We start from the raw sequence: 19,397 nt of genomic DNA, 5'->3' as shown, positions 1-19,397 counted from the left end.
AGCCTCCCGGCCCGTAGAGTGGCGCCGTCATGCAGCCCAGTGCCTCCTCACGCCGCGTCACAGCGATCCTCGTCGCCGCCGATGCGGCTGACCACCTCGACCGCACGCTGAACGCCCTCGCTGCGCAGACCCGTCCGCCCGAAGCGCTCGTCGTCGTCGACGTCGGGTCCACCGACGGGTCCACCTCGGAACTCTCGTTCGGCGGCAGCGCCCAGCTCTCCCGGATCCCGGCCGGCCGGCCGTTCGGTGAAGCCGTGCGGCACGGCGAGCGGGTGGCCCCCCGCGCCGAGGCCGAGGACGGCGTCGACGAGTGGCTCTGGCTCGTCGGACACGACAACACCCCGACGCACGGGACGCTCGCGGCACTCCTGGCGGCCGTCGAGATCGCCCCGTCAGTCGCGATCGCCGGGCCGAAGCTCGTCCACGTCGACGACCCGGCGCGCATCGCCGCCTTCGGCGAGAGCATGACCCGGCTCGGGCGCTCCGTCACCCTGGTGCAGGACGAACTCGACCAGGGGCAGCACGACCGCCAGACCGACGTGCTCGGCGTCTCGGCCGGCGGCATGCTCGTCCGGCGGTCCGTGTGGAACAGCCTCGGCGGGTTCGACCCGGCGCTGCCGGACGTCGACGCCGCCCTCGACTTCTCCGTCCGCGCGCGCCTGGCGGGGCACCGCGTCGCCGTCGTGCCCGAGGCCCGCGCCACCAGCGCCGGGCCGATCGAGGAGTTCGGCCGCGCCAAGGTCTCCGAGCGTCGCCGCGTGCGGATGCACCGGCAGGCACAGCTGCACCGGCGCCTCACCTACGCGCCCGTCGGCGTCCTCTGGCTGCACTGGCTCACGCTCCTGCCCTTCGCCGTCGGCCGCGCGGTCGGACACCTCGTCGCCAAGCACCCCGCGGCGGTCGCCGGTGAACTGGCGGCCGCGCTCGCGGTCGCCTTCGGCGGTGGCGTCCGACGTGCCCGTCGGACGCTGGCCGCGAACCGGAAGACCGGGTGGGCGGCGATCGAGCCGCTCCGCGTGAGCTGGCGGAGGGTGCACGAACACCGCACCACATCCCGTGACGTCGAGCTCGCGCGGGCGGAGGACGCACCGGTCGCCCGCGCGTCCTTCCTCGGGGACGGCGGCGTCTGGGTGGTGCTCGCCGCGGTGGTGCTGAGCGTCGTGACGCTGTTCCCCCTGCTCGGCTCGCCGGCGCTCACGGGCGGGGGACTCCTGCCGCTGAGCACCGACGTCGGCGACCTCTGGCGGAACGTCGGGTACGGCTGGCACTCGCTCGGCACCGGCTCCACCGGACCGTCGGACCCGTTCGCCGCGGTGCTCGCCGTCCTCGGGTCGATCACGTTCTGGTCGCCGTCCACCTCGGTCGTCGTCGTGATGCTGCTCTCGTTCCCGCTCGCCGCGTTCGGCGCCTGGGCGGCCGTGCGCAAGGTGACGACGCGGACCTGGGTCCCGGTCATCGGCGCCGTGCTCTACACGCTCGCCCCCGCGCTCGTCGGCGCGGTCACCTCGGGTCACCTCGGCGCCGTGATCGCACACGTGCTGCTGCCCTGGCTGTTCCTGACGCTCGTCGAGGCGCACCGCTCGTGGGCGTCCGCGTCGGGCGCCGCGCTGCTCTTCGCGGTCGTCGCCGCGTGCGCCCCGTCGCTCCTGCCGGTGCTGCTCGTCGGGTGGCTGGTCGCCCTGGTGGTCGGCTTCCGGCACGCGCACCGACGCGTCTTCGTGCCGGTCCCGGCGGCCGTGCTGTTCCTGCCGCTGGTCCTCGCGCAGGTGGGCAGGGGGAACCCGCTCGCCGTGTTCGCCGACCCGGGCGTACCGACGGCCACACCCGCGCCGAGCGCACTCCAGCTCGCCATCGGGCAGCCGCTGCCGGACTGGAACGGCTGGCTGTCCGCCACCGCGCCCCTCGGCCTCGGCAGCGCGGTGCTGCCCGTCGCGATGGCGGTCCTGGCACTCCCGGTCGCCGCGAGCGCCCTCGGCGCCGTGCTCGGACACCGCTGGACCCTCGCGGGCACCGCGCTCGTCGCCGCACTCCTCGGGTACGCGACCGCGTTCGGCGCGACCCACCTCGCCGTCACCGGTGTCGGGTCCACGACGACGATCGTCTGGCCGGGCAGCGCCCTGTCCGTCATGGCCCTCGCCCTCGTGGTCGCCGCCTGCATCGGCATCGACACCGTGCCACGTGCGGCCCCGGTCGTCGGTCTCGTCGCGAGCGTCTTCGCGGCCGTCGCCGTCGCGCCTGCGTTCGGGGCCTTCTACCTCGACCGCGCGGCGATCCAGCCGACCTCGGGACGGGTGTTGAGCGCGTACGTCAACGCCGAGGCGCAGGCGAACCCGGACGTCGGCACCCTCGTCGTGCAGCCCCAGACCGACGGGTCCCTCGCGGTCTCCCTCGAGCGCGGCCAGGGCTCGACGCTGGACGACCAGTCCACGCTCGACGCGACCGCGCTGTCGCTCAGCCGGTCCGGTTCCCGGTTGGCCACGCTGGCCGGGAACCTCGCGAGCCGCAGTGGCTACGACCCCGAGCCGGCGCTCCGGGAACTCGGCGTCAGCTTCGTGCTGCTCGACGACGCGCCGGACGACCCCGAGGCCCGGGCGGTCCACGACCGCGCGGCCGGGGCGATCGGCCAGAACGCGCTCTTCACGAGCATCGGCGAGACGACGAACGGCGCGCTCTTCCACTACGAGGGCGACGTCGACCGCACGAGCACCGGGTCCGCCGCCGCGAAGGCCACGCACGTGCTGTACCTCGTGGTGATCGGGATCGTGTTCGGTGCCGCCGCACTGCTCGCCGTCCCGACCGCGCCGCGTCGACGCCGTGCCACCTCGAACGTGATCGAGGCCGACGAACCCGCCACCACCTTCGACGAGGAGCGCGACGAATGAGCACGAGCACCGCGCGCCGCTGGGCGCTCCGCGGCACCGCGACCGCCGTCGCCGTCGTCGTCGCGGCCGGCACGATCGCCGCCGCGCACACCATCGGCACCAGCGAGACGCCCGGGCACCCGGCGGGTCGGACCGTCACGCCCGTCCCCGCCGCGGCGGAACGGGTCTGCGCGGGGAGCGCGCTGCGGCTCTCCGACGACGCCGGCAACGACGCCACCCGGGCGAGCGCGGTCGGTTCCCCGGAGATCGCGAGCGCCACCACGGGTGGGACCGTCGAGCGCACGCAGCTCGAGGGGTCGAGCACCGGCAGCAGCGACCCGACCCTGCTCACCGCGCCCGCCGGGGACACCGCGCCGCAGGTCGCCGGCAGCAGCGTCCAGAGCGTCTCGGACGGCGACCTGGTCGGCATGGGGGCGGCGTCGTGCGACGACCCGTCGCAGTCGACCTGGTTGGTCGGCGGCTCGACGGAGACCGGCCGGACGAGCCTCGTCACGCTCGCCAACCCCACCGACGTCAACGCGACCGTGGACCTGGCGATCGCCGACGCGGAGGGCACCGTCAGCGCGCCCGGCACGACCGGCATCGTCGTCGCCCCGAACTCCCAGAAGGTCGTCCCGCTCTCCGGCTTCGTCACCGACCAGGGCGCGACGGTGGTCCACGTCACCTCGACCGGGGGCCAGATCGTCGCGCACATGCAGGAGACCGTCGTCCGGACGCTCACCCCCGGTGGGTTCGACATCGTCTCGGGCGGAGCCGCTCCCGCGCGCACGCAGGTCATCCCGGGTGTCGTGCTCGACGACGCCGAGGGGGCGCAGCGTGGCGAGGACACCGCGGACGCGGCACCCGCGCTCCGGCTCTACGTGCCGGGGGACCGGGCGGCGCGCGTGACGCTCGGCATCACGACGGCGGACGGCGGTGGCACCACCGTGGACGCCACCGCGGAGCCCGGCATCGTCACCGACGTGCCGCTCGACGACTTCCCGGACGGCCGGTACTCGTTCACGATCACCTCGACGGTGCCGATCGTCGCCGCGGCGCGCACGACCACGCCGACCGAGGACGGCCGGACGGACCTCGGCTGGTTCGCCTCGGCGGAACCGCTCGGCGCGTCGACGGTCACCGCCGTCGCCCCCGGTTCCGGTGCCAGGCTCAACCTCGTCAACCCCACGCGGGAGGACGCGACCGTCACGATCGCGTCCGGTGAGGACTCCCAGGAGGTCGAGGTCGCCTCCGGGTCGACCGCGACGGTCAGCGTGCCGAGCACGCAGCAGCTGCGGATCACCGGCGCGGCGGGACTGGTCGCCGGCGTCACGTACCAGAGCGACGACGGCATCGCCGGGTTCCCGGTCCGGCCGTCCACCGAGGTGTCCAGCCCGCTGCGGGTCTACCCCTAGCGGGTCTGCCGCTGGCGGGTCTGCCGCTGGCAGGTCTGCCGCTGGTGCGTCCGCCGGGTCGGCCGGCGGTCGTCGCCTGTGCGCGGTGCCGGCCGGGAGGCCCGGGTCACCAGTGCCGGTAGCGGTCCGGTGCCAGGTCCCACGGGTCCTTGTCGATGAGCTCGGCCACGGCGCGGAACACCGCGGTCTCGACGACGATGCGCCGGTCCACGTCGTCCTTCTCCGGGCTGTGCGTCACGCGCTCCACCGGGATCCGGAACACCGTGACGCGGCGGCCGTCCCGGTCGATCCGCCACCGCGGCAGAGCGTCGGGGAGCGTCGCGTCGTGCGGCATGTCCGCGACCTGGAACACGACCCCGGCGAGCTCCTCCGGCCAGAGGCCGACCAGGTAGTGCGCGGTGTCGCCGACGACGCGGTCGAAGACCTCGGCGCGGGTCGTCACGGGTGCGAGCTCGGGACCGGTGACGCTCGAGCGGTACCCCCGGCCGTGCCGGGAACGCCCGCGAGCACGGTCGACCCGCGGGACGGGAGGGGGCTTGCGACGCATCCGCCCATCGTACGCGGCGGCCCCCACGGCGGCTGCCGGTAGGGTCGCAGACGGTATGGACGTACGGATCTGCAGCAAGGTCGCCTGTGGCGCGGGCGCCTCGGCGACCCTGACGTACGACTACGCCGACTCCATGGTGGTCGTCGGACCGCTGTCCACGCGCGTCGAACCGCACGGCTACGACCTCTGCGCCCGGCACGCCGCGACGCTCCGGGTGCCGCGGGGATGGCAGGTCGTCCGCCGGGACCCGCCGCCGAGGACCCCGGACCGCACCCCGTCCTGACCCGGGTCCGGAGACCGTGGGAGACTGGTCCCCATGCCGATCGAAACCCGCGCCGCCGTCCCGTTCCGCGTCGCCGACCTCACGCTCGCCGAGGCCGGACGCCACCAGATCCGCCTCGCCGAGAACGAGATGCCCGGCCTGATGGCCCTGCGCGAGGAGTTCGGCGCCTCACAGCCCCTCGCGGGCGCGCGCATCGCCGGCTCGCTGCACATGACCGTGCAGACGGCCGTCCTCATCGAGACCCTCGTCGCGCTCGGCGCCCAGGTCCGCTGGGCCAGCTGCAACATCTTCTCCACGCAGGACGAAGCGGCCGCGGCCGTCGCCGTCGGCCCGACCGGGACGCCCGATGCCCCGGCCGGCGTCCCCGTGTTCGCCTGGAAGGGCGAGACCCTCGAGGAGTACTGGTGGTGCACCACCCAGGTCTTCGACTGGAGCGCCGAGGCCGCGGCGGCCGGGGCCGACTGGACCGGGCCGAACCTCATCCTCGACGACGGCGGCGACGCGACCATGCTCGTGCACACCGGTGCCGACGCCGAGGCAACCGGCCGGGTGCCCGAGGCCGGTGCGGACGCGAGCGCCGAGTGGAAGATCGTGCTGGCAACGGTCGCCGCCTCGCTCGAGGAGTCCCCGGACCGCTGGACCCGCATCGCGGCCGAGGTGCAGGGCGTCACGGAGGAGACCACGACGGGCGTGCACCGGCTGTACGAGTTGGCCCGGAACGGCGAGCTGAAGTTCCCGGCGATCAACGTGAACGACTCCGTGACGAAGTCGAAGTTCGACAACAAGTACGGCATCCGCCACTCGCTGCCCGACGGGCTGAACCGGGCCACCGACGTCCTCATCGGCGGCAAGGTCGCCTTCGTGGTCGGCTACGGCGACGTCGGCAAGGGCGCTGCCGAGGCCCTCCGCGGGCAGGGCGCGCGCGTCATCGTCAGCGAGGTCGACCCGATCTGCGCACTGCAGGCCGCGATGGACGGTTACCAGGTCGCCCGGTTGCAGGACGTCGCCGGCGAGGTCGACATCGTCGTCACCTGCACGGGCAACCTCGGTGTCGTCGGTGTCGAGGACATGCTGGCGCTGAAGCACCTCGCGATCGTGGCGAACGTCGGGCACTTCGACAACGAGATCGACATGACCGGGCTCGAGACCCTGCCGGGAGTGGAGAAGGTCGAGATCAAGCCGCAGGTGCACGAGTGGCGCCTGCCGAACGGCCGCTCGATCCTCGTGCTCAGCGAGGGCCGCCTCATGAACCTCGGCAACGCCACCGGGCACCCGTCCTTCGTGATGAGCAACTCGTTCACGAACCAGGTGCTCGCGCAGATCGAGCTGCACACCCGCCTCGACGCCTACCCGACCGGGGTCTACGTGCTGCCGAAGCACCTGGACGAGAAGGTGGCGCGGCTGCACCTCGACGCGCTCGGCGTGCGGCTCACCGAACTCCGTCCGGAGCAGGCGTCCTACATCGGTGTCGCCGTCGAGGGCCCGTACAAGCCCGAGCACTACCGGTACTGACGCCGGCGCCGGCTCGCGTCCGCGTGGCTCAGCGCGGGAAGCCGGGCGGGCGGGCGCCCGCCACACCGGTGGCCGTGTCGAGCGCGCGCAGCCGGGAGCTGAACGCCCGGGCGTCGCGCTGTCGTCGGAGCGCCACGACACCGGCCAGGAACTCCTCCGGCGGCACCGGCGGGACCGGGTGCGCGTACTCGGCGACCTCGGCCGCGAGGGCGCGGGCTGCGGCGTCCCGGTGCGCTGGCTGTACGGACGCGGCCCCGCGGAAGAACGCCCCGAGCCGGTTCTCGAGCCGCTGGGGCAGCGCTCGGACGTCGGCCACGCGGGCCCAGCCGGCCAGTGACGGCGGCAGGGACACCGACGGGGCAGCGGAGCGCGGGAGTCGTTCGTGCTGGACCACGGTGCCGGCGAGCAGGTCGCCGAGGCGGCGCGGTCGGGAGCCGAACAGGGCGACCACGAGCGCGAGCGACCCGACGGTGCCCCAGAGCTCGAGCAGACCGACCAGCGACCGGGTGAAGGCGTGGCGGAAGGACACCGCGCCGCCGTCGAGCCGGACCACCCGCGTCCCGAGCGCGTACCGCCCGACGCTCTTGCCCCGGGTCGCGGTCTCGACGGCCGCGGGGACGAGCACGAACACGGTCACGACGACGGCGATCTGCGACGCGGCCGCCCAGGCGTCGTCGATACCTGTCGGCCAGACGCGCGACAGGCCGATGAGCAACATCACGAGGAGCGCGCCGAGGCAGAGCGCGTCGAGGAGCGCCGCCGCGAGACGGAGCACGATGCCCGCCGGGACGACGTCGAGCGCCACCGCCTCGCCGACGACGAGTGCGTCGTCGGTGTCGTCGAGCGCGCGGACGAACCGTCCGTCCGCCAGGTCGCGGGGCGTGCTGCGCTTCGGCATGGGATCATTCTGGCGGAAGCGTGCCACGAGCGGCAGGACGGGCTCGACGCGGTGACGGTGGGGGCGACGTCCCGGTCGACGCCGTGACGGCCGTCGGCGGCGGAGGACCGAGGGGGAGACGGATGGACCTGGACGCGTACGCGGACGTGCACCGCGAGCGGTGGACGGAGCTCGACCGGCTCGCCCGGCGCCGCCCGTCCTCCGGTGCCGACGTCGACCGCCTGGTCGCCGGGTACCAGGCCGCCGCGACCGACCTCGCGCGGATCCGGGCCGCCGCGCCCCGGTCCGCCACGGGGGACCGGCTGTCCCTGACCCTGCACCGTGCCCGGCTCCGGTTCACCGGGACACCGGCCGACCCGCTGACCGTGCTGACCAGGTTCTTCGCACTGCAGCTGCCGGCGGCGCTGTACCGCATCCGCTGGGTGACCATCTGGGTCGCGGTCGCCACCGTCCTCGTCGCGGGCATCACGGCCGTCTGGATCGCCTCCACACCCGGCGCCGTCGCCACCTTCGGCACGGACGCCGCGCTCCGGCAGTACGCGACGCAGGACTTCGTCGACTACTACTCGGACCACGGCCTCGGTGCCTTCACCGCGCAGGTGTGGACGAACAACGCGTACATCGCGGCCAGCATGGTCGCGTTCGGGATCACCGGACTGTTCGTGCCGTACGCGATCATGCAGAACGCGGTCAGCCTCGGTGTCTCGGCGTCGATCATGCACTCGCAGGGGCGGCTCGGCGACTTCTTCCTCTACATCGCGCCGCACGGGCAGCTCGAGCTGTACTCGATCTTCCTCGCGGGCGGTGCCGGCCTCATGATCGCCTGGTCGTGGATCGCCCCCGGTGCCCGGACCCGCGCGCAGGCCCTCGCCGAGGACGGGCGGGCGCTCATCACGGTCGCGATCGGGCTCGTGCTCACGCTGCTGCTGTCCGGCGTCGTCGAGGGCACCGTGACCCGGCAGGAGTGGCCGTGGCCGGTGAAGATCGGCATCGGGACGGTCGCGCTCGCCCTGGTCCTGGCGTACCAGTGGGTGCTCGGCGGTCGGGCGTACCGGGCGGGGGAGCGCGGGGACCTCGACGAGTTCGACCGCGGCGCCGCGGCGATCGTCGCGGGCTGATCCGGTCCGCGGCCGCGCCCGGCCACCGGCCACCGGCGGTCAGCGGCCCGCGACTGACCGCTCCGGGGCTGCGCACAGCGTCCGCCGCGACTGCCCGCTCCGCGGCTGTGCGCCGCGCCCTGCCCGTTCCGGACCCGTGCCCCTCCGCCGCGCCCTGCCCGTTCCGGACCCGTGCGCCGCGTCCGCCGCGCCCTGCTCGCTCCGGACCCGTGCGCCGCGTCCGTCGCGACCCGCCCGCCGGACCGGGTCAGAGCCTCCCGGACGCCTTCGCCCGGATGTACGCGTCCGCGGTGCGCGGTGGGACGTCCTCGGGCAGCCCCCGCACCACCTCGGCACCCGCGCGTCTGGCGACGTCCGCGACGCCGTCGGCGTCGAGGAGCGTCCGTTCCGCGGCGGCGCGTCGGTACACCTGCTCCGCGTCCTTCCGCGACCAGCCGTCCCGCACCGACCGGCCGTCCAGCACTGACCAGCCGTCCCGCACTGACCGGCCGTCCCGCCGTGACGAGCCGAGCCGACGCGACGACCCCGTCCGGCGACCCGTCGGGGCTCCGTCTCCGTCCCGGTCCCTGGCAGCGCGTCCGGTCCGGTCTCGTTCCGCGCGCCGACCCGCCGCGTCCGCCCCGCCCCCGTCCGTCGTCCCACCGGTCGCGGCCATCCGCACCACGGCGGGGTCCTCGACCGACGTGACGACCACGGCGTGCCGACGGCCGAGCACGGGCAGCACCGCGAGCAGGTCGCCGGACGCGCCCACCGAGTCGAGGCTCGTCGCGAGCACCACGAGCGCACGCTGCGTCGTCACCGCGTCGACGATCGCCGGGACGGCCGCCCAATCGGTGGCCCGGAGCCCGGGCTCGGCGGTGGCCAGGGTCTCCCCGAACCGCTGCACGACGTCCGCCCGGGTGGCGCCGTGCACGCGACCCCGGACGGTGTCGTCGAGCACCAGAAGGTCGACCCGGTCCCCGGCAGCGGCGGCGAGCGCCCCGACGAGCAGCGCCGTCTCGATCGCGGTGTCCAGGCGGGGCTCGTCGTCGACCCGTCCGGCTCCGGCACGACCGGCGTCGACGACGACCACGACCCGGCGGTCGCGCTCCGGCCGCCAGGTGCGCACGACGAGGTCCTGCCGCCGGGCCGTGGCACGCCAGTCGATCGACCGGACGTCGTCCCCGCGGACGTAGTCGCGGAGGGAGTCGAACTCGGTGCCGTGCCCGCGCAGCTGCAGGGTCGTCTCGCCGTCGAGTTCCCGCAGGCGGGCCAGGCGTGACGGCAGGTGTCGCCGCGACCGGAACGGCGGGGTGACCACCAGGGCGTCCGGCGCCGCGACGACCCGTTGCCGCGCGGCGAGTCCGAGTGGGCCGGCTGCCCGGAGCGCGATCCCGGCGGTGGTGCGTCGGCCGCGACGGAAGGGGGCGAACCGCATCCGGGCGGTGCGACGCTCGCCTCCGGGCACGGTCATCGGGATCCGACGCGGTCCGTGGCCGGCCGAGGGCTCCCACATGTCCCGGACCACCGCCCGCAGCACCCGCCGACCGTCGTTGGCGAGCACCAGCGTCCCCTCGGCCGTGGTGTCGCGGCGGGCGAGGCGGGGCATCCGGCGTTCCACCCGCACCAACCGCAGGTCGGCCGCCAGCACGAGGTCGACGGCGGCGGCGAGCACCACGAGGCCGATCCACGCGAGACCGCCCCACCCGCTGCCGAGCAACACGGTGGGGACGATCGCGACGGCGAGGAGCGCGACGAACCGACCGGTGACGGCCACTAGATCGGCACCCGGACCTGCTCGAGCACCTGCTGCAGCACGCCGTCCGCCCCGACACCCTCGAGTTCGGCGTCGGGCGCGATGCGGAGCCGGTGCCGCCAGACGGGCAGGAGCATCGCCTGCACGTGGTCGGGCGTGATGGCGTCGTAGCCGGTCAGCCAGGCCCAGGCCTTCGCTGCGGCGAGGAGCGCGGTCGACCCGCGCGGGCTCACCCCGACGCGGACGGACGGTGCCTGCCGGGTGGCACGGGCCAGGTCGACCACGTACGCGAGCACGTCGTCCCGGGCACCGACGGCCCGTACGGCGCGCTGCGCGGCACGGACCTCGTCGACGCCGACGACGGGCACGATGCCGGCGGAACGGACGTCCCGCGCCACGAACCCGTCGGCGTGCCGGCGGAGGACCTGCCACTCGACGTCGCGCGGTGGCAGGTCGAGCGTGAGCTTCATGAGGAAACGGTCGAGCTGCGCCTCCGGGAGCGTGTACGTCCCCTCGAACTCGATGGGGTTCATCGTCGCCGCGACGAAGAACGGGTCGGGCAGCGGCCGGGCGGCACCGTCGACGCTGACCTGGCGTTCCTCCATGGCCTCGAGCAGCGCGGACTGCGTCTTCGGGGGCGTCCGGTTCACCTCGTCCGCGAGCAGCACGTTCGTGAACACCGGTCCCTCGCGGAACGGGAAGGTCCCGGTCGAGGCGTCGTACACGAGCGAGCCGGTGACGTCGCCGGGCATCAGGTCCGGTGTGAACTGGATGCGCTTCGTGTCGAGCGACATCGCCGCCGCGAGGCTCCGCACGAGCAGGGTCTTCGCGACGCCGGGGACGCCCTCGAGCAGGACGTGTCCCTGCGCGAGCAGACCCACGATCATGCCGGAGACCGCGCCCTCCTGGCCGACGACGGCCTTGCCGACCTCGGTGCGGACGCGACCGAGGACCTCGCGCAGGGGGTCGCCGCCTGAGCGGGGCCCGGGTGCGGGTGTGGTGGGCAGGTCGGTCACGGTCGTCCTCCTGGTGGTGTGGGCGGGGTCGGTGTCGTGGACGGGGGTGCCGGCGGTGCGGCCCGGCCGGCGACGCCGTCCCGGGGACCGCGCCGCGCGGGCGCACCTGTGGGGGGAGTGCGGCTCGCGTCGTCGGTGGTCCTCGGCGGAGCCGTCCGGGAGGCTCGGCGCACGTCCCCGGACACGGCCAGGCCGACCGCGTCCTCCAGGTCGTCGAGGGCGGTCGCGCCGGCGACGAGCGCACGGTCGTCGCCGGTGGGCCCGCCGACGAGCACCGCTCCGACCTGCCCGACCGGCCGGCCGGTCACGGCGGCGGTCCGGCGCACCACCTCGTCGACGTGTGCGGAGCGGGGCAGACCGAGCTGCCGCCCGATCCGGCGGACCGCGGCGATCCGGAGCGTGTCGAGCGTGTGCGTCCGGTCGCGGACCCGCACGGCGAGGCGCGCGCGTCCCTCGGTGGTCTCGGCGGCACGGACCACGACCGGCAGGTGTTCGACCACGAGGGGGCCGAGCCGTCGGCCGCGCCAGACCGCCGCGGCGACCGCCACGACGCCGAGGACGCCGATCGCGCTCGGGACCCACGGCGGAGCGAGGTCGCCGAGCGAGGGAGCGGCGTCGGCGCCCCCGGCCGTCGGCACGTACCAGACCAGGTCCTCCTGACTGCCGAGCAGTCCGAGCGCCAGGGCCGCGTTGCCCGCACGGGTCACGGTGTCGTTCCGGAAGGCCGCCGTCGTGCCGACGACGGTGACGTGCCCGGCCGGGGTCGCCGTGCGGAGGAGACCCCACCGACGGTCCGCTCCGGTGCCGGACGGGACGCAGCGGACCACGTCCGGGTCGTCGGTCGCGTAGGTGACCCCGGCGGTGCTGACGGTCCCGGCGTCGCGGGCGGCCGGGATCGCGCACGACGCGGTCGACGCCGTGGTGTCCGTCGAGGACGCGCCGGCCGGACGCGCGTCGAGGCCGAACGCCTCCAGGACGCCGGGGTCGGTGGTGACGAGGACCACGTCGGCCGCGGTCCTCGCGATGCGGCGGGCGACGGACGGGGCGAGCACCCCGGCCGAGTCGTCCACCAGGACGGTGCCCTCGCCGCTGCCGATCCGGTCGGCGTCGGAGACGACCGTGACCTCGGTGCCCTGCTCGCCGAGGACCCGCACCAGTGCCCGCGAGCCGCTGCCCGTCGTCGACGACGGGTCGAGCGGGACGTCCGACGGCTGCTGGCCGGGACCGACGGCGGCGGTCAGGACCGCCAGGAGCAGCCCGACGACGATCACCGCGGCCCAGGCACCCATGCGCAGGGCACGGTCACGCGGGGTCGGCCCGGTCGGGGCGGCAGCCGTTCCGGCCGGTGCCGCCGGCGTCGCGGTGGTGCTCATGCGCGGACCCCCGGGTCGGCGTCCGTCCGGTCGGCGTCCGTCCGGTCGGCGTCCGTCTGGTCGGCGTCGGTCCGGTCGGCGGGCCGTGCCGGGACAGTGGGACCCGCCGGGCCGGGAGCGCTGGCGGCGTCGGTGCCGGTCCCTGTGCCGGCGCGATGTCCGCCCGGGCCGCCGGGGCCGCCCGTCGTGACCGGTCGGGCGGCGCGCACCGCCGCGGAGGCGTCGAGCACGCGCAGGGCGGTCTCCTCGTCGGCGTCGACCCCGAGGTACCGGACGGCGTCGAAGGCGTCCGACGCGTCCCGCAGCACGGTGCCGAGGGCGGGGAACGGCACCGTGGCGCGGTCTGCGATGGCGCGGGCGGTGGCCCCCGGGACCACCGTGACCAGGTCCCGTTCGCCGAGACTCCGGGCCAGCGCGCGGTACCCCTCGAGCACCGCGGTCGACCAGTCCCCGGCCCGGAACGCCGCGCTGGCCGCAGCGGCGACGGCGCTCGCCGAGCGGAGGTCGTCGTCGTCGAACACCCCGCCCGGGTCCTCGCCGCGCAGCCGTGCTCGTCGGCGCGGCAGCCCGCGGGTGACCACGACGAGCACCACGACGGCGACGAGCACGACGACCGCGATCACGAGCAGGGTCCGCCCGGGCGTGGTGGAGCCGCCACCGTCCGGCAGCAGGGACCCGAGCCAGTCGAGGAAGGCCCGGGAGGCGCGGTCCCACCAGGTCTCCTGCGCCCCGCGGTACTCGGCGCGGCCGAGCTCCTGCTCGAGCAGGCGGCGGGCCTCGTCCGGGTGGACCGCGGTCACGGGCGACCGCTCGGCGGGTCCTGCTGCTCGGGCCAGCGCTGCTCTGGCCAGCCCTGCTGCTGCCAGCCCTGCTGCTGCTGCCAGCCCTGCTGCTCGGGCCAGCCCTGCTGCTCGGGCCAGCCCTGCTGCTGGGGCCAGCCCTGCCGGGGCGACCACGACTGCCGGTCGCCGGGGCTCGACGGCGCGAAGGGGTCGGCCGGCTGCCCGGTCTCCAGGTGCGCGGCGATGCGCTGGTCGAGCGCCTCGGTCCGGATGCGCCGGTCGATCGTCAGGAAGGTGGTGATCGACGCGGTCAGCACGTCCGTGACGCACTGCACCGCGATCACGAGCAGGCTGCCGATGGCGAGCGTGACGACGGCGCCGACCGAGGGCGGCCCTCCGGCGGTCGAGGAGCCGGTCTGGCCGAGCGGGTCGAACACCCCGGAGAACAGCGTGAGCCCGACGGTCAGCGGGACGCTGGCGATGCTCGCCGCGAAGGCCAGCACCACCTGCACGAGCAGCAGGATCCCGAAGGTCCGCCAGAACGCGCCACGGGTGAGGCGCCACGACTGCCCGGCGGCCGAGAAGACCCCGCGGCCCTCGAGCGCGATGGTCGGGACGGTGAAGGCGAACCGCGTGGTGAAGAAGGCGACGAGCACGGCGAACCCGAGGACCATCACGACGATCGTCAGGACGAACCACCCGACGGCACCGTCACCGGCGGACAGGGCGGCCACGAACGCGAGCACGACCAGGACGAAGACCGTCCCGAGCACGACCCCGCCGGCGAGCTGCAGCAGGATCCACCCGAGGACCGATCGCCGACGTCCGGCGAGCAGTGCCCACAGCCCACGGAACGTGCCGCGCCGTCCGAGGACGCGCTGCCCGGTGTCGACCGCGATCGGGGCGACGAGGAACCCGCGCGCCAGGTACGCCAGGAACGGGAGGCCGATCGACAGCACGGCGTACAACGTCACGGTGCCCGCGATGATCGTGTCGGCGTCACCCGTGCCGTCCACCGCCGCGAGCATGCGGGACTGCAGGGTGCGCTGCCCGAAGGCCGAGGTGAGCGTGGACACGAGGCCCAGCACGCCGGAGAGCAGTACGGCCCAGAGCAGCAGCACCCGCGCGTTGCGGCGGAAGACCGTGAAGGCGCCGGCGAGCACGTCGCCGAGGCCGAGCGGACGGAGCGGGATGACCGGGCGGACGGGCTGCGGACCCGGCCCTCCGACGGACGGGAGCGGTGGCGGCTGGTGCCCCGGACCTCCCGGCCCACCGACGGACGCCGGCCATGCGGGGGAGTACACCGGGCCTCCCGGGCCGCCGTGACCGCCCTGCGTGGGCCACCCTGGTGCGCCGGACGCGCGCTCGGGCCCGCCCGTGTGCTCCGGTGGCGTCCCCGCCCCCGGAACGTGCCATCCGCCGTCGACCATGCGCCGTCCCCCGTCGTCCGGTCGCCGCCGGACGCGGCGACCGTGTCCATCCTGTCGGAAAACGTGCGCCGATGAGGGCTCGGCTATCGTGAGCGGAGCGTGCCCGTCCCCGGGCACCCCCGCCCTGCCCCTCGGAGTCCCGATCCCATGACACCGCGCATCCTCGTCGTCGACGACGACCATGCCCTCGCCGAGATGATCGGCATCGTCCTCCGCTCGGAGGGCTACGAGGCCGACTTCAGCGCCGACGGCAACGACGCCGTGGACGCGTTCCACGCCACGAAGCCCGACCTCGTGCTGCTCGACGTCATGCTGCCGGGCATCGACGGCATCGAGGTGTGCCGCCGGATCCGCGCCGAGAGCGGCACGCCGATCATCATGCTCACCGCGAAGGGCGACACCGCCGACGTCGTCGCGGGGCTCGAGAACGGTGCCGACGACTACGTCGTGAAGCCGTTCAACCCGAAGGAGCTCGTCGCGCGCATCCGCACCCGGCTCCGGCCGTCCGCGTCGGACGCGACCGTCCTGCACGTCGGTGACCTCGTCGTGGACGTCCCCGGACACGAGGTCCGCCGCGGAGACCGGCCCATCGCGCTCACCCCGCTCGAGTTCGACCTGCTCCGTGCCCTCGCCGAGAAGCCCAGCCAGGTGTTCACCCGCGAGATGCTCCTCGAGCAGGTCTGGGGCTACCACTACAAGGCGGACACCCGGCTCGTGAACGTGCACGTGCAGCGCCTCCGCGCGAAGATCGAGCACGACCCGGACAACCCGCGCATCGTGACCACCGTCCGCGGCGTCGGGTACCGGGCCGGCGCGCAGAGCTGACGGCCGTGCCGTCGACGTCGGTCCCGGTGCCGCTCCGCCGGGTGCGCCGGCGGGCCCGGTACTGGCTCCGCCGCGTCTGGCGCGGGATCGCCTACCTGTGGCGCCGCTCACTCATGGTCCGGTCCGTCGCGATCACCGTGGCGACCACCGGTCTGGCCGTCGCGGTCATCGGCACCGCCGTCATGGTCAGCATCTCGAACAACGTGTACGCGCAGCGTCGCGACCAGATCGAGGCCGAGTCGGCGCGCGCCACCATCGTCGCGCAGGGGATCTTCGACGCCGCCACCGCGGCCGAGGACAACAACCAGACCGAACTCGAGTCCCTGCAGAGCGAAGCGCAGAACGCGATCCTCTCGAACACGACGAGCCCGGGCGGCACGAGCATCGCGATCGAGCGGACACCCGGCGAACCGACCCCGCAGATCCTGCAGAACGTCGCGAGCACCCGGTTCCCCGACGCCGTCATCACGGACGAACTCCGGAAGCGGGTCGCCGCGGACACCGGCGAACTCAGTCTGCAACCGGTGCGGCTCGACGGTCCGGACGGACGCGGCCCCGGTCTCGCCGTCGGGTCCACGCTGCAGATCCCGAGCGCCGGCCAGTACGAGCTGTACCTGGTCTACGACCTGTCCGACGCGCAGCAGACCCTGGACTTCGTGTCGCAGACGCTGTCCATCGGCGGTGTCGCGCTCATCGTCCTCATCGCCCTCGTCACGTCCCTCGTGGTGCGGCTCGTCGTCCTGCCGATCCGCGGTGCCGCCGAGACGAGTCGGAAGATCGCCGCGGGACGCCTCGACGAACGCATCCCGGTCCGGGGCGAGGACGACATCGCCACCCTCGCCCGGAGCTTCAACGACATGGCGGACGCGGTGAGCCGGCAGATCACCCAGCTCGCCGAACTCTCCCGCGTGCAGCAGCGCTTCGTGTCGGACGTCTCCCACGAACTGCGTACCCCGCTCACCACCATCCGCCTCGCCGGGGACCTGCTCTACGACGCCCGGCACGCCTTCGAACCCGCCGCCGCCCGCTCCGCGGAGCTGCTGCACGCCCAGGTCGACCGGTTCGAGCTGTTGCTCGCCGACCTCCTCGAGATCTCGCGGTACGACGCCCAGGCCGTCGAGCTCGAGACCGAGCCGGTCGTCCCGGCCGCGCTCACGGCCGACATCGTCGACGAGTTCCGTCCGCTCGCCGAACGGGTCGGCATCGAACTCCGCTTCGCCAGCCCCGGCGGGCACACGCCGATGCAGCTCGACGGCCGCCGGATCCGTCGGGTGCTCCGCAACCTCGTCGGCAACGCGGTCGAGCACGGTGACGGCCGCCCGGTCGACGTCGTGGTCGACAGCGACTCGCGCTCCGTCGCGATCGCGGTCCGGGACCGCGGCGTCGGGATGCCGCCCGAGGACACCGCCCGGGTGTTCGACCGGTTCTGGCGGGCCGACCCCAGCCGCAAACGCACCATCGGCGGCACGGGGCTGGGGCTCGCCATCAGCCTGGGCGACGCGCAGCTGCACGGCGGCCGCATCGACGTCTGGTCCCGCCCGGGTGAGGGATCGGCGTTCGTGCTCGTCCTGCCGCGCCGTACCGACGAGGCTCCGGCGACCTCGGCCATCCCGCTGCCCGCACTCGACGAGTCGTACGACGGACCCACCGCACCGGAGGACCGACCATGACCAGGACCGCTCGACCCGGAGCCCGGCGACTCCGACGCCTGCTCGCGACGGCGCTCGCGGCCGTGACGCTCCTCGCCGTCTCGGCGTGCGCCGCGATCCCCGAGGAGGGGCCGGTCCGCGCGGGGCGGTCGATCACGGACGAGTCGCAGTCCGGCGGCGTGGACTACCGCCCCTCCGGCCCCGAGGCCGGATCCGACCAGACCGAGCTGCTCACCCAGTTCATCGACGCCGCGACCGGCGCCCAGAACGACTACGCCGTCGCCCGGGAGTTCCTCAGCGCCGGCTTCTCGCAGAAGTGGAACCCGCGCCAGGGCGTGACGATCCGGCAGGGTGACGGGCAGGTCGAGCGGGTCGGGACGCGTGAGCTCACCTACACGCTCAGCGCGAGCGCCTCGGTCGACGCGGACGGCGAGTACACCCAGGCGGTCCGCCCGACCTCGTCAACGTTGACGTTCCAGTTCACGCGGGAGGACGGTGAGTGGCGGATCGCCTACGCCCCCGACGGCATCATCCTGTCCCCGATCAACTTCGTCTCGGTGTTCCAGCCGCACGCGCTCTACTTCTACGACCCGACGTACCGGTACCTCGTGCCGGACGAGCGGTGGTTCCTCGCCCGGTCCTCGACGAGCACGCGGATCGTCAGCGCGCTCCTCGCCGGCCCCGCCGAGTGGCTCGAGGGCACCGTGGTCTCGTCCTTCCCCGAGGGCACACAGCTCTCGCTCAACGCGGTGACGATCGAGAGCGGCAGCGCCCAGGTCGACCTGTCGAGCGAGGCGCTGCGCGCGACCACCGTCGACAAGGTCCGGATGCGGGAGCAGCTCACCGACTCGCTGTCCTCCATCGCGACCGTCTCCTCCGTCGACCTCACCGTCGAGAGCGTGCCCGTGCCCCTGCCGGACTCGAGCGGCACGAGTGCCCAGCGGAACCCCGACGTCGACGCGAGGCCCCTGGTCGTGCAGGACGGCGCCGCCGGCTTCGCGACGCCGAGCACGGGGGACGTCACCGGCCTCGGCGGCGGGATGAGCGGCCGGATCGCCGCGCTCGACCCGCGGTCGCTCGCGCTGTCCGCCTCGGGCACCCTCGCCGCGGTCGGCAACCGCGACGGCGTGTTCGTCGTGCGCAGCGGCAAGGACCCGCTCCGGGTCGACACCCGGGACGACCTCGTGCCCCCGTCGATCGACGACCAGGGGTTCGTGTGGGTGGCGGAGCGCTCCGACGCCCGGTCGATCACGGCGTACGGCACCGGCGGCGACCCGCACCAGGTCACCTCGACCCTGCCGGAGGGGGAGCTCGTGTCCTTCCAGGTCTCCCGTGACTCCACCCGTGCGCTCGCGCTCCTCGACACCGACGACGGTGCTGCCCTGTACGTGGTCGCGATCACGAGGGGTTCGGACCGCGCCCCGACGTCCCTCGGTCCGCCGGTGCGCGTCCAGGCCGCGGCTGGCGACCCGGTGAGCGCGACCTGGGTGGACGAACTCGACGTCGCGTCCGTCGGTCGGACGAGCACGGGGGCGAGCGTCGTCCGGACGACCGTCGGCGGCCAGCCGGAGACGCTCGCGAAGCCCGGCGGCACGGCGACGACCATCGCCGGGGGGAGCGGTGGTGCGCTGCTGCTCCGGATGACCGACGGGTCGGTGCTGCAGTCGACCGGCGGAGGGTGGGACACCACCGGCGTCGACGCCGAGGTCCTCGGCATCCAGCGCTGAGCGCCTCCCCGTCACGGCGGGGCCGGCCGGGAGGCCCGTCCACAGTTCGCCGGGCGGCGCACCCGGACGGGGCTCCGCCGGGCGAGCATCGGGTCATGTCGTCCACACAGCTGCCGTCCGTGGTACCGCACGCTCCTGGACCTGGACCTGGACCTGGACCTGGACCTGGACCTGGGCCCGTGCCCGGGCCCGCGCCTGCTCCTGACGTCGGCCGTGCCTCCGCCCC

The 19,397-nt window shown here is 74.6% G+C and carries 15 protein-coding genes; 8 read left to right on the top strand and 7 right to left on the bottom strand.

The genetic code is table 11. From position 1 onward, the window contains the following. Positions 1–29: 29 nt before the first annotated feature. Positions 30–2,882, top strand: coding sequence for a glycosyltransferase family 2 protein (locus DEI84_RS05045; protein WP_110889919.1), 2,853 nt, complete (start codon positions 30–32; stop codon positions 2,880–2,882). Further along, positions 2,879–4,276: a DUF5719 family protein gene (locus tag DEI84_RS05040; RefSeq protein WP_110889918.1), complete on the top strand. Its 1,398-nt coding sequence runs from the start codon at positions 2,879–2,881 to the stop codon at positions 4,274–4,276. Before DEI84_RS05045 ends, DEI84_RS05040 begins: the two co-directional genes overlap by 4 nt. A 106-nt stretch (positions 4,277–4,382) precedes the next feature. Here the strand turns inward: DEI84_RS05040 and DEI84_RS05035 are convergent, their stop codons facing one another. Further along, positions 4,383–4,823, bottom strand: coding sequence for a metallopeptidase family protein (locus tag DEI84_RS05035; protein ID WP_110824496.1), 441 nt, complete (start codon positions 4,821–4,823; stop codon positions 4,383–4,385). 55 nt (positions 4,824–4,878) lie between these two features. Between DEI84_RS05035 and DEI84_RS05030 the strand changes: the two genes are divergently transcribed. After that, positions 4,879–5,106, top strand: a complete 228-nt coding sequence (locus DEI84_RS05030) for a DUF3499 family protein (RefSeq protein ID WP_110824495.1) — start codon at positions 4,879–4,881, stop codon at positions 5,104–5,106. A 33-nt stretch (positions 5,107–5,139) separates the two neighbouring features. Further along, complete coding sequence (gene ahcY, locus DEI84_RS05025; protein WP_110889917.1) at positions 5,140–6,618, top strand: adenosylhomocysteinase; 1,479 nt, start codon at positions 5,140–5,142, stop codon at positions 6,616–6,618. A 28-nt stretch (positions 6,619–6,646) separates the two neighbouring features. On the opposite strand, the gene DEI84_RS05020 is transcribed toward ahcY, so the two are convergent. Then, positions 6,647–7,516 carry an RDD family protein gene (locus tag DEI84_RS05020; RefSeq protein WP_110889916.1) on the bottom strand — a complete coding sequence of 290 codons (870 nt, stop codon included), beginning with the start codon at positions 7,514–7,516 and terminating at the stop codon, positions 6,647–6,649. Positions 7,517–7,638: 122 nt separating this feature from the next. On the opposite strand from DEI84_RS05020, the gene DEI84_RS05015 reads away from it, so the two are divergent. Then, on the top strand, positions 7,639–8,634 hold the full coding sequence (locus DEI84_RS05015; RefSeq protein WP_110824492.1) for a stage II sporulation protein M: 996 nt from the start codon (positions 7,639–7,641) through the stop codon (positions 8,632–8,634). A gap of 247 nt (positions 8,635–8,881) precedes the next feature. On the opposite strand, the gene DEI84_RS05005 is transcribed toward DEI84_RS05015, so the two are convergent. Genes DEI84_RS05005 through DEI84_RS04985 form a run of 5 tightly spaced genes read right to left on the bottom strand, consistent with a single transcriptional unit; the run spans position 8,882 to position 14,844 of the window. Next, entirely contained in the window at positions 8,882–10,390 is a 1,509-nt protein-coding gene (locus DEI84_RS05005) for a DUF58 domain-containing protein (protein ID WP_258371700.1), read from the bottom strand. Further along, a complete protein-coding gene (locus DEI84_RS05000; RefSeq protein WP_375342312.1) occupies positions 10,390–11,385 on the bottom strand; it encodes an AAA family ATPase in 996 nt (331 codons plus the stop codon). The genes DEI84_RS05005 and DEI84_RS05000 overlap by 1 nt, the downstream gene beginning before the upstream one ends. After that, complete coding sequence (locus DEI84_RS04995) at positions 11,382–12,758, bottom strand: DUF4350 domain-containing protein (protein ID WP_110889915.1); 1,377 nt, start codon at positions 12,756–12,758, stop codon at positions 11,382–11,384. Before DEI84_RS04995 ends, DEI84_RS05000 begins: the two co-directional genes overlap by 4 nt. Then, positions 12,755–13,558 carry a DUF4129 domain-containing protein gene (locus tag DEI84_RS04990; RefSeq protein ID WP_110889914.1) on the bottom strand — a complete coding sequence of 268 codons (804 nt, stop codon included), beginning with the start codon at positions 13,556–13,558 and terminating at the stop codon, positions 12,755–12,757. The genes DEI84_RS04995 and DEI84_RS04990 overlap by 4 nt, the downstream gene beginning before the upstream one ends. Continuing rightward, positions 13,555–14,844 (bottom strand): glycerophosphoryl diester phosphodiesterase membrane domain-containing protein, encoded by a 1,290-nt coding sequence (locus DEI84_RS04985; RefSeq protein ID WP_110889913.1) that lies wholly within the window; start codon positions 14,842–14,844, stop codon positions 13,555–13,557. Before DEI84_RS04985 ends, DEI84_RS04990 begins: the two co-directional genes overlap by 4 nt. A 273-nt stretch (positions 14,845–15,117) precedes the next feature. Between DEI84_RS04985 and mtrA the strand changes: the two genes are divergently transcribed. From mtrA to DEI84_RS04970, 3 genes are read left to right on the top strand one after another with little or no spacing between them, the layout of a single operon-like run. Then, positions 15,118–15,795, top strand: a complete 678-nt coding sequence (gene mtrA / locus DEI84_RS04980; RefSeq protein WP_110824488.1) for an MtrAB system response regulator MtrA — start codon at positions 15,118–15,120, stop codon at positions 15,793–15,795. Positions 15,796–15,800: 5 nt separating this feature from the next. Beyond that, positions 15,801–17,465: an MtrAB system histidine kinase MtrB gene (gene mtrB / locus DEI84_RS04975; RefSeq protein ID WP_258365944.1), complete on the top strand. Its 1,665-nt coding sequence runs from the start codon at positions 15,801–15,803 to the stop codon at positions 17,463–17,465. Beyond that, entirely contained in the window at positions 17,462–19,171 is a 1,710-nt protein-coding gene (locus DEI84_RS04970) for a GerMN domain-containing protein (protein ID WP_110824486.1), read from the top strand. Before mtrB ends, DEI84_RS04970 begins: the two co-directional genes overlap by 4 nt. The last annotated feature ends 226 nt before the right edge of the window (positions 19,172–19,397 follow it).

Source organism: Curtobacterium sp. MCBD17_023, assembly GCF_003224415.1.
GTDB lineage: Bacteria > Actinomycetota > Actinomycetes > Actinomycetales > Microbacteriaceae > Curtobacterium.
Note: the sequence above shows the minus strand (reverse complement) of the source record. Positions and strands in the feature narration are given on the sequence as shown.

Coding starts and splice junctions, on each gene's coding strand:
- DEI84_RS05045 (WP_110889919.1), top strand. CDS start 30: ATGCAGCCCAGTGCCTCCTCACGCCGCGTCACAGCGATCCTCGTCGCC.
- DEI84_RS05040 (WP_110889918.1), top strand. CDS start 2,879: ATGAGCACGAGCACCGCGCGCCGCTGGGCGCTCCGCGGCACCGCGACC.
- DEI84_RS05035 (WP_110824496.1), bottom strand. CDS start 4,823: ATGCGTCGCAAGCCCCCTCCCGTCCCGCGGGTCGACCGTGCTCGCGGG.
- DEI84_RS05030 (WP_110824495.1), top strand. CDS start 4,879: ATGGACGTACGGATCTGCAGCAAGGTCGCCTGTGGCGCGGGCGCCTCG.
- ahcY (WP_110889917.1), top strand. CDS start 5,140: ATGCCGATCGAAACCCGCGCCGCCGTCCCGTTCCGCGTCGCCGACCTC.
- DEI84_RS05020 (WP_110889916.1), bottom strand. CDS start 7,516: ATGCCGAAGCGCAGCACGCCCCGCGACCTGGCGGACGGACGGTTCGTC.
- DEI84_RS05015 (WP_110824492.1), top strand. CDS start 7,639: ATGGACCTGGACGCGTACGCGGACGTGCACCGCGAGCGGTGGACGGAG.
- DEI84_RS04995 (WP_110889915.1), bottom strand. CDS start 12,758: ATGAGCACCACCGCGACGCCGGCGGCACCGGCCGGAACGGCTGCCGCC.
- mtrA (WP_110824488.1), top strand. CDS start 15,118: ATGACACCGCGCATCCTCGTCGTCGACGACGACCATGCCCTCGCCGAG.
- DEI84_RS04970 (WP_110824486.1), top strand. CDS start 17,462: ATGACCAGGACCGCTCGACCCGGAGCCCGGCGACTCCGACGCCTGCTC.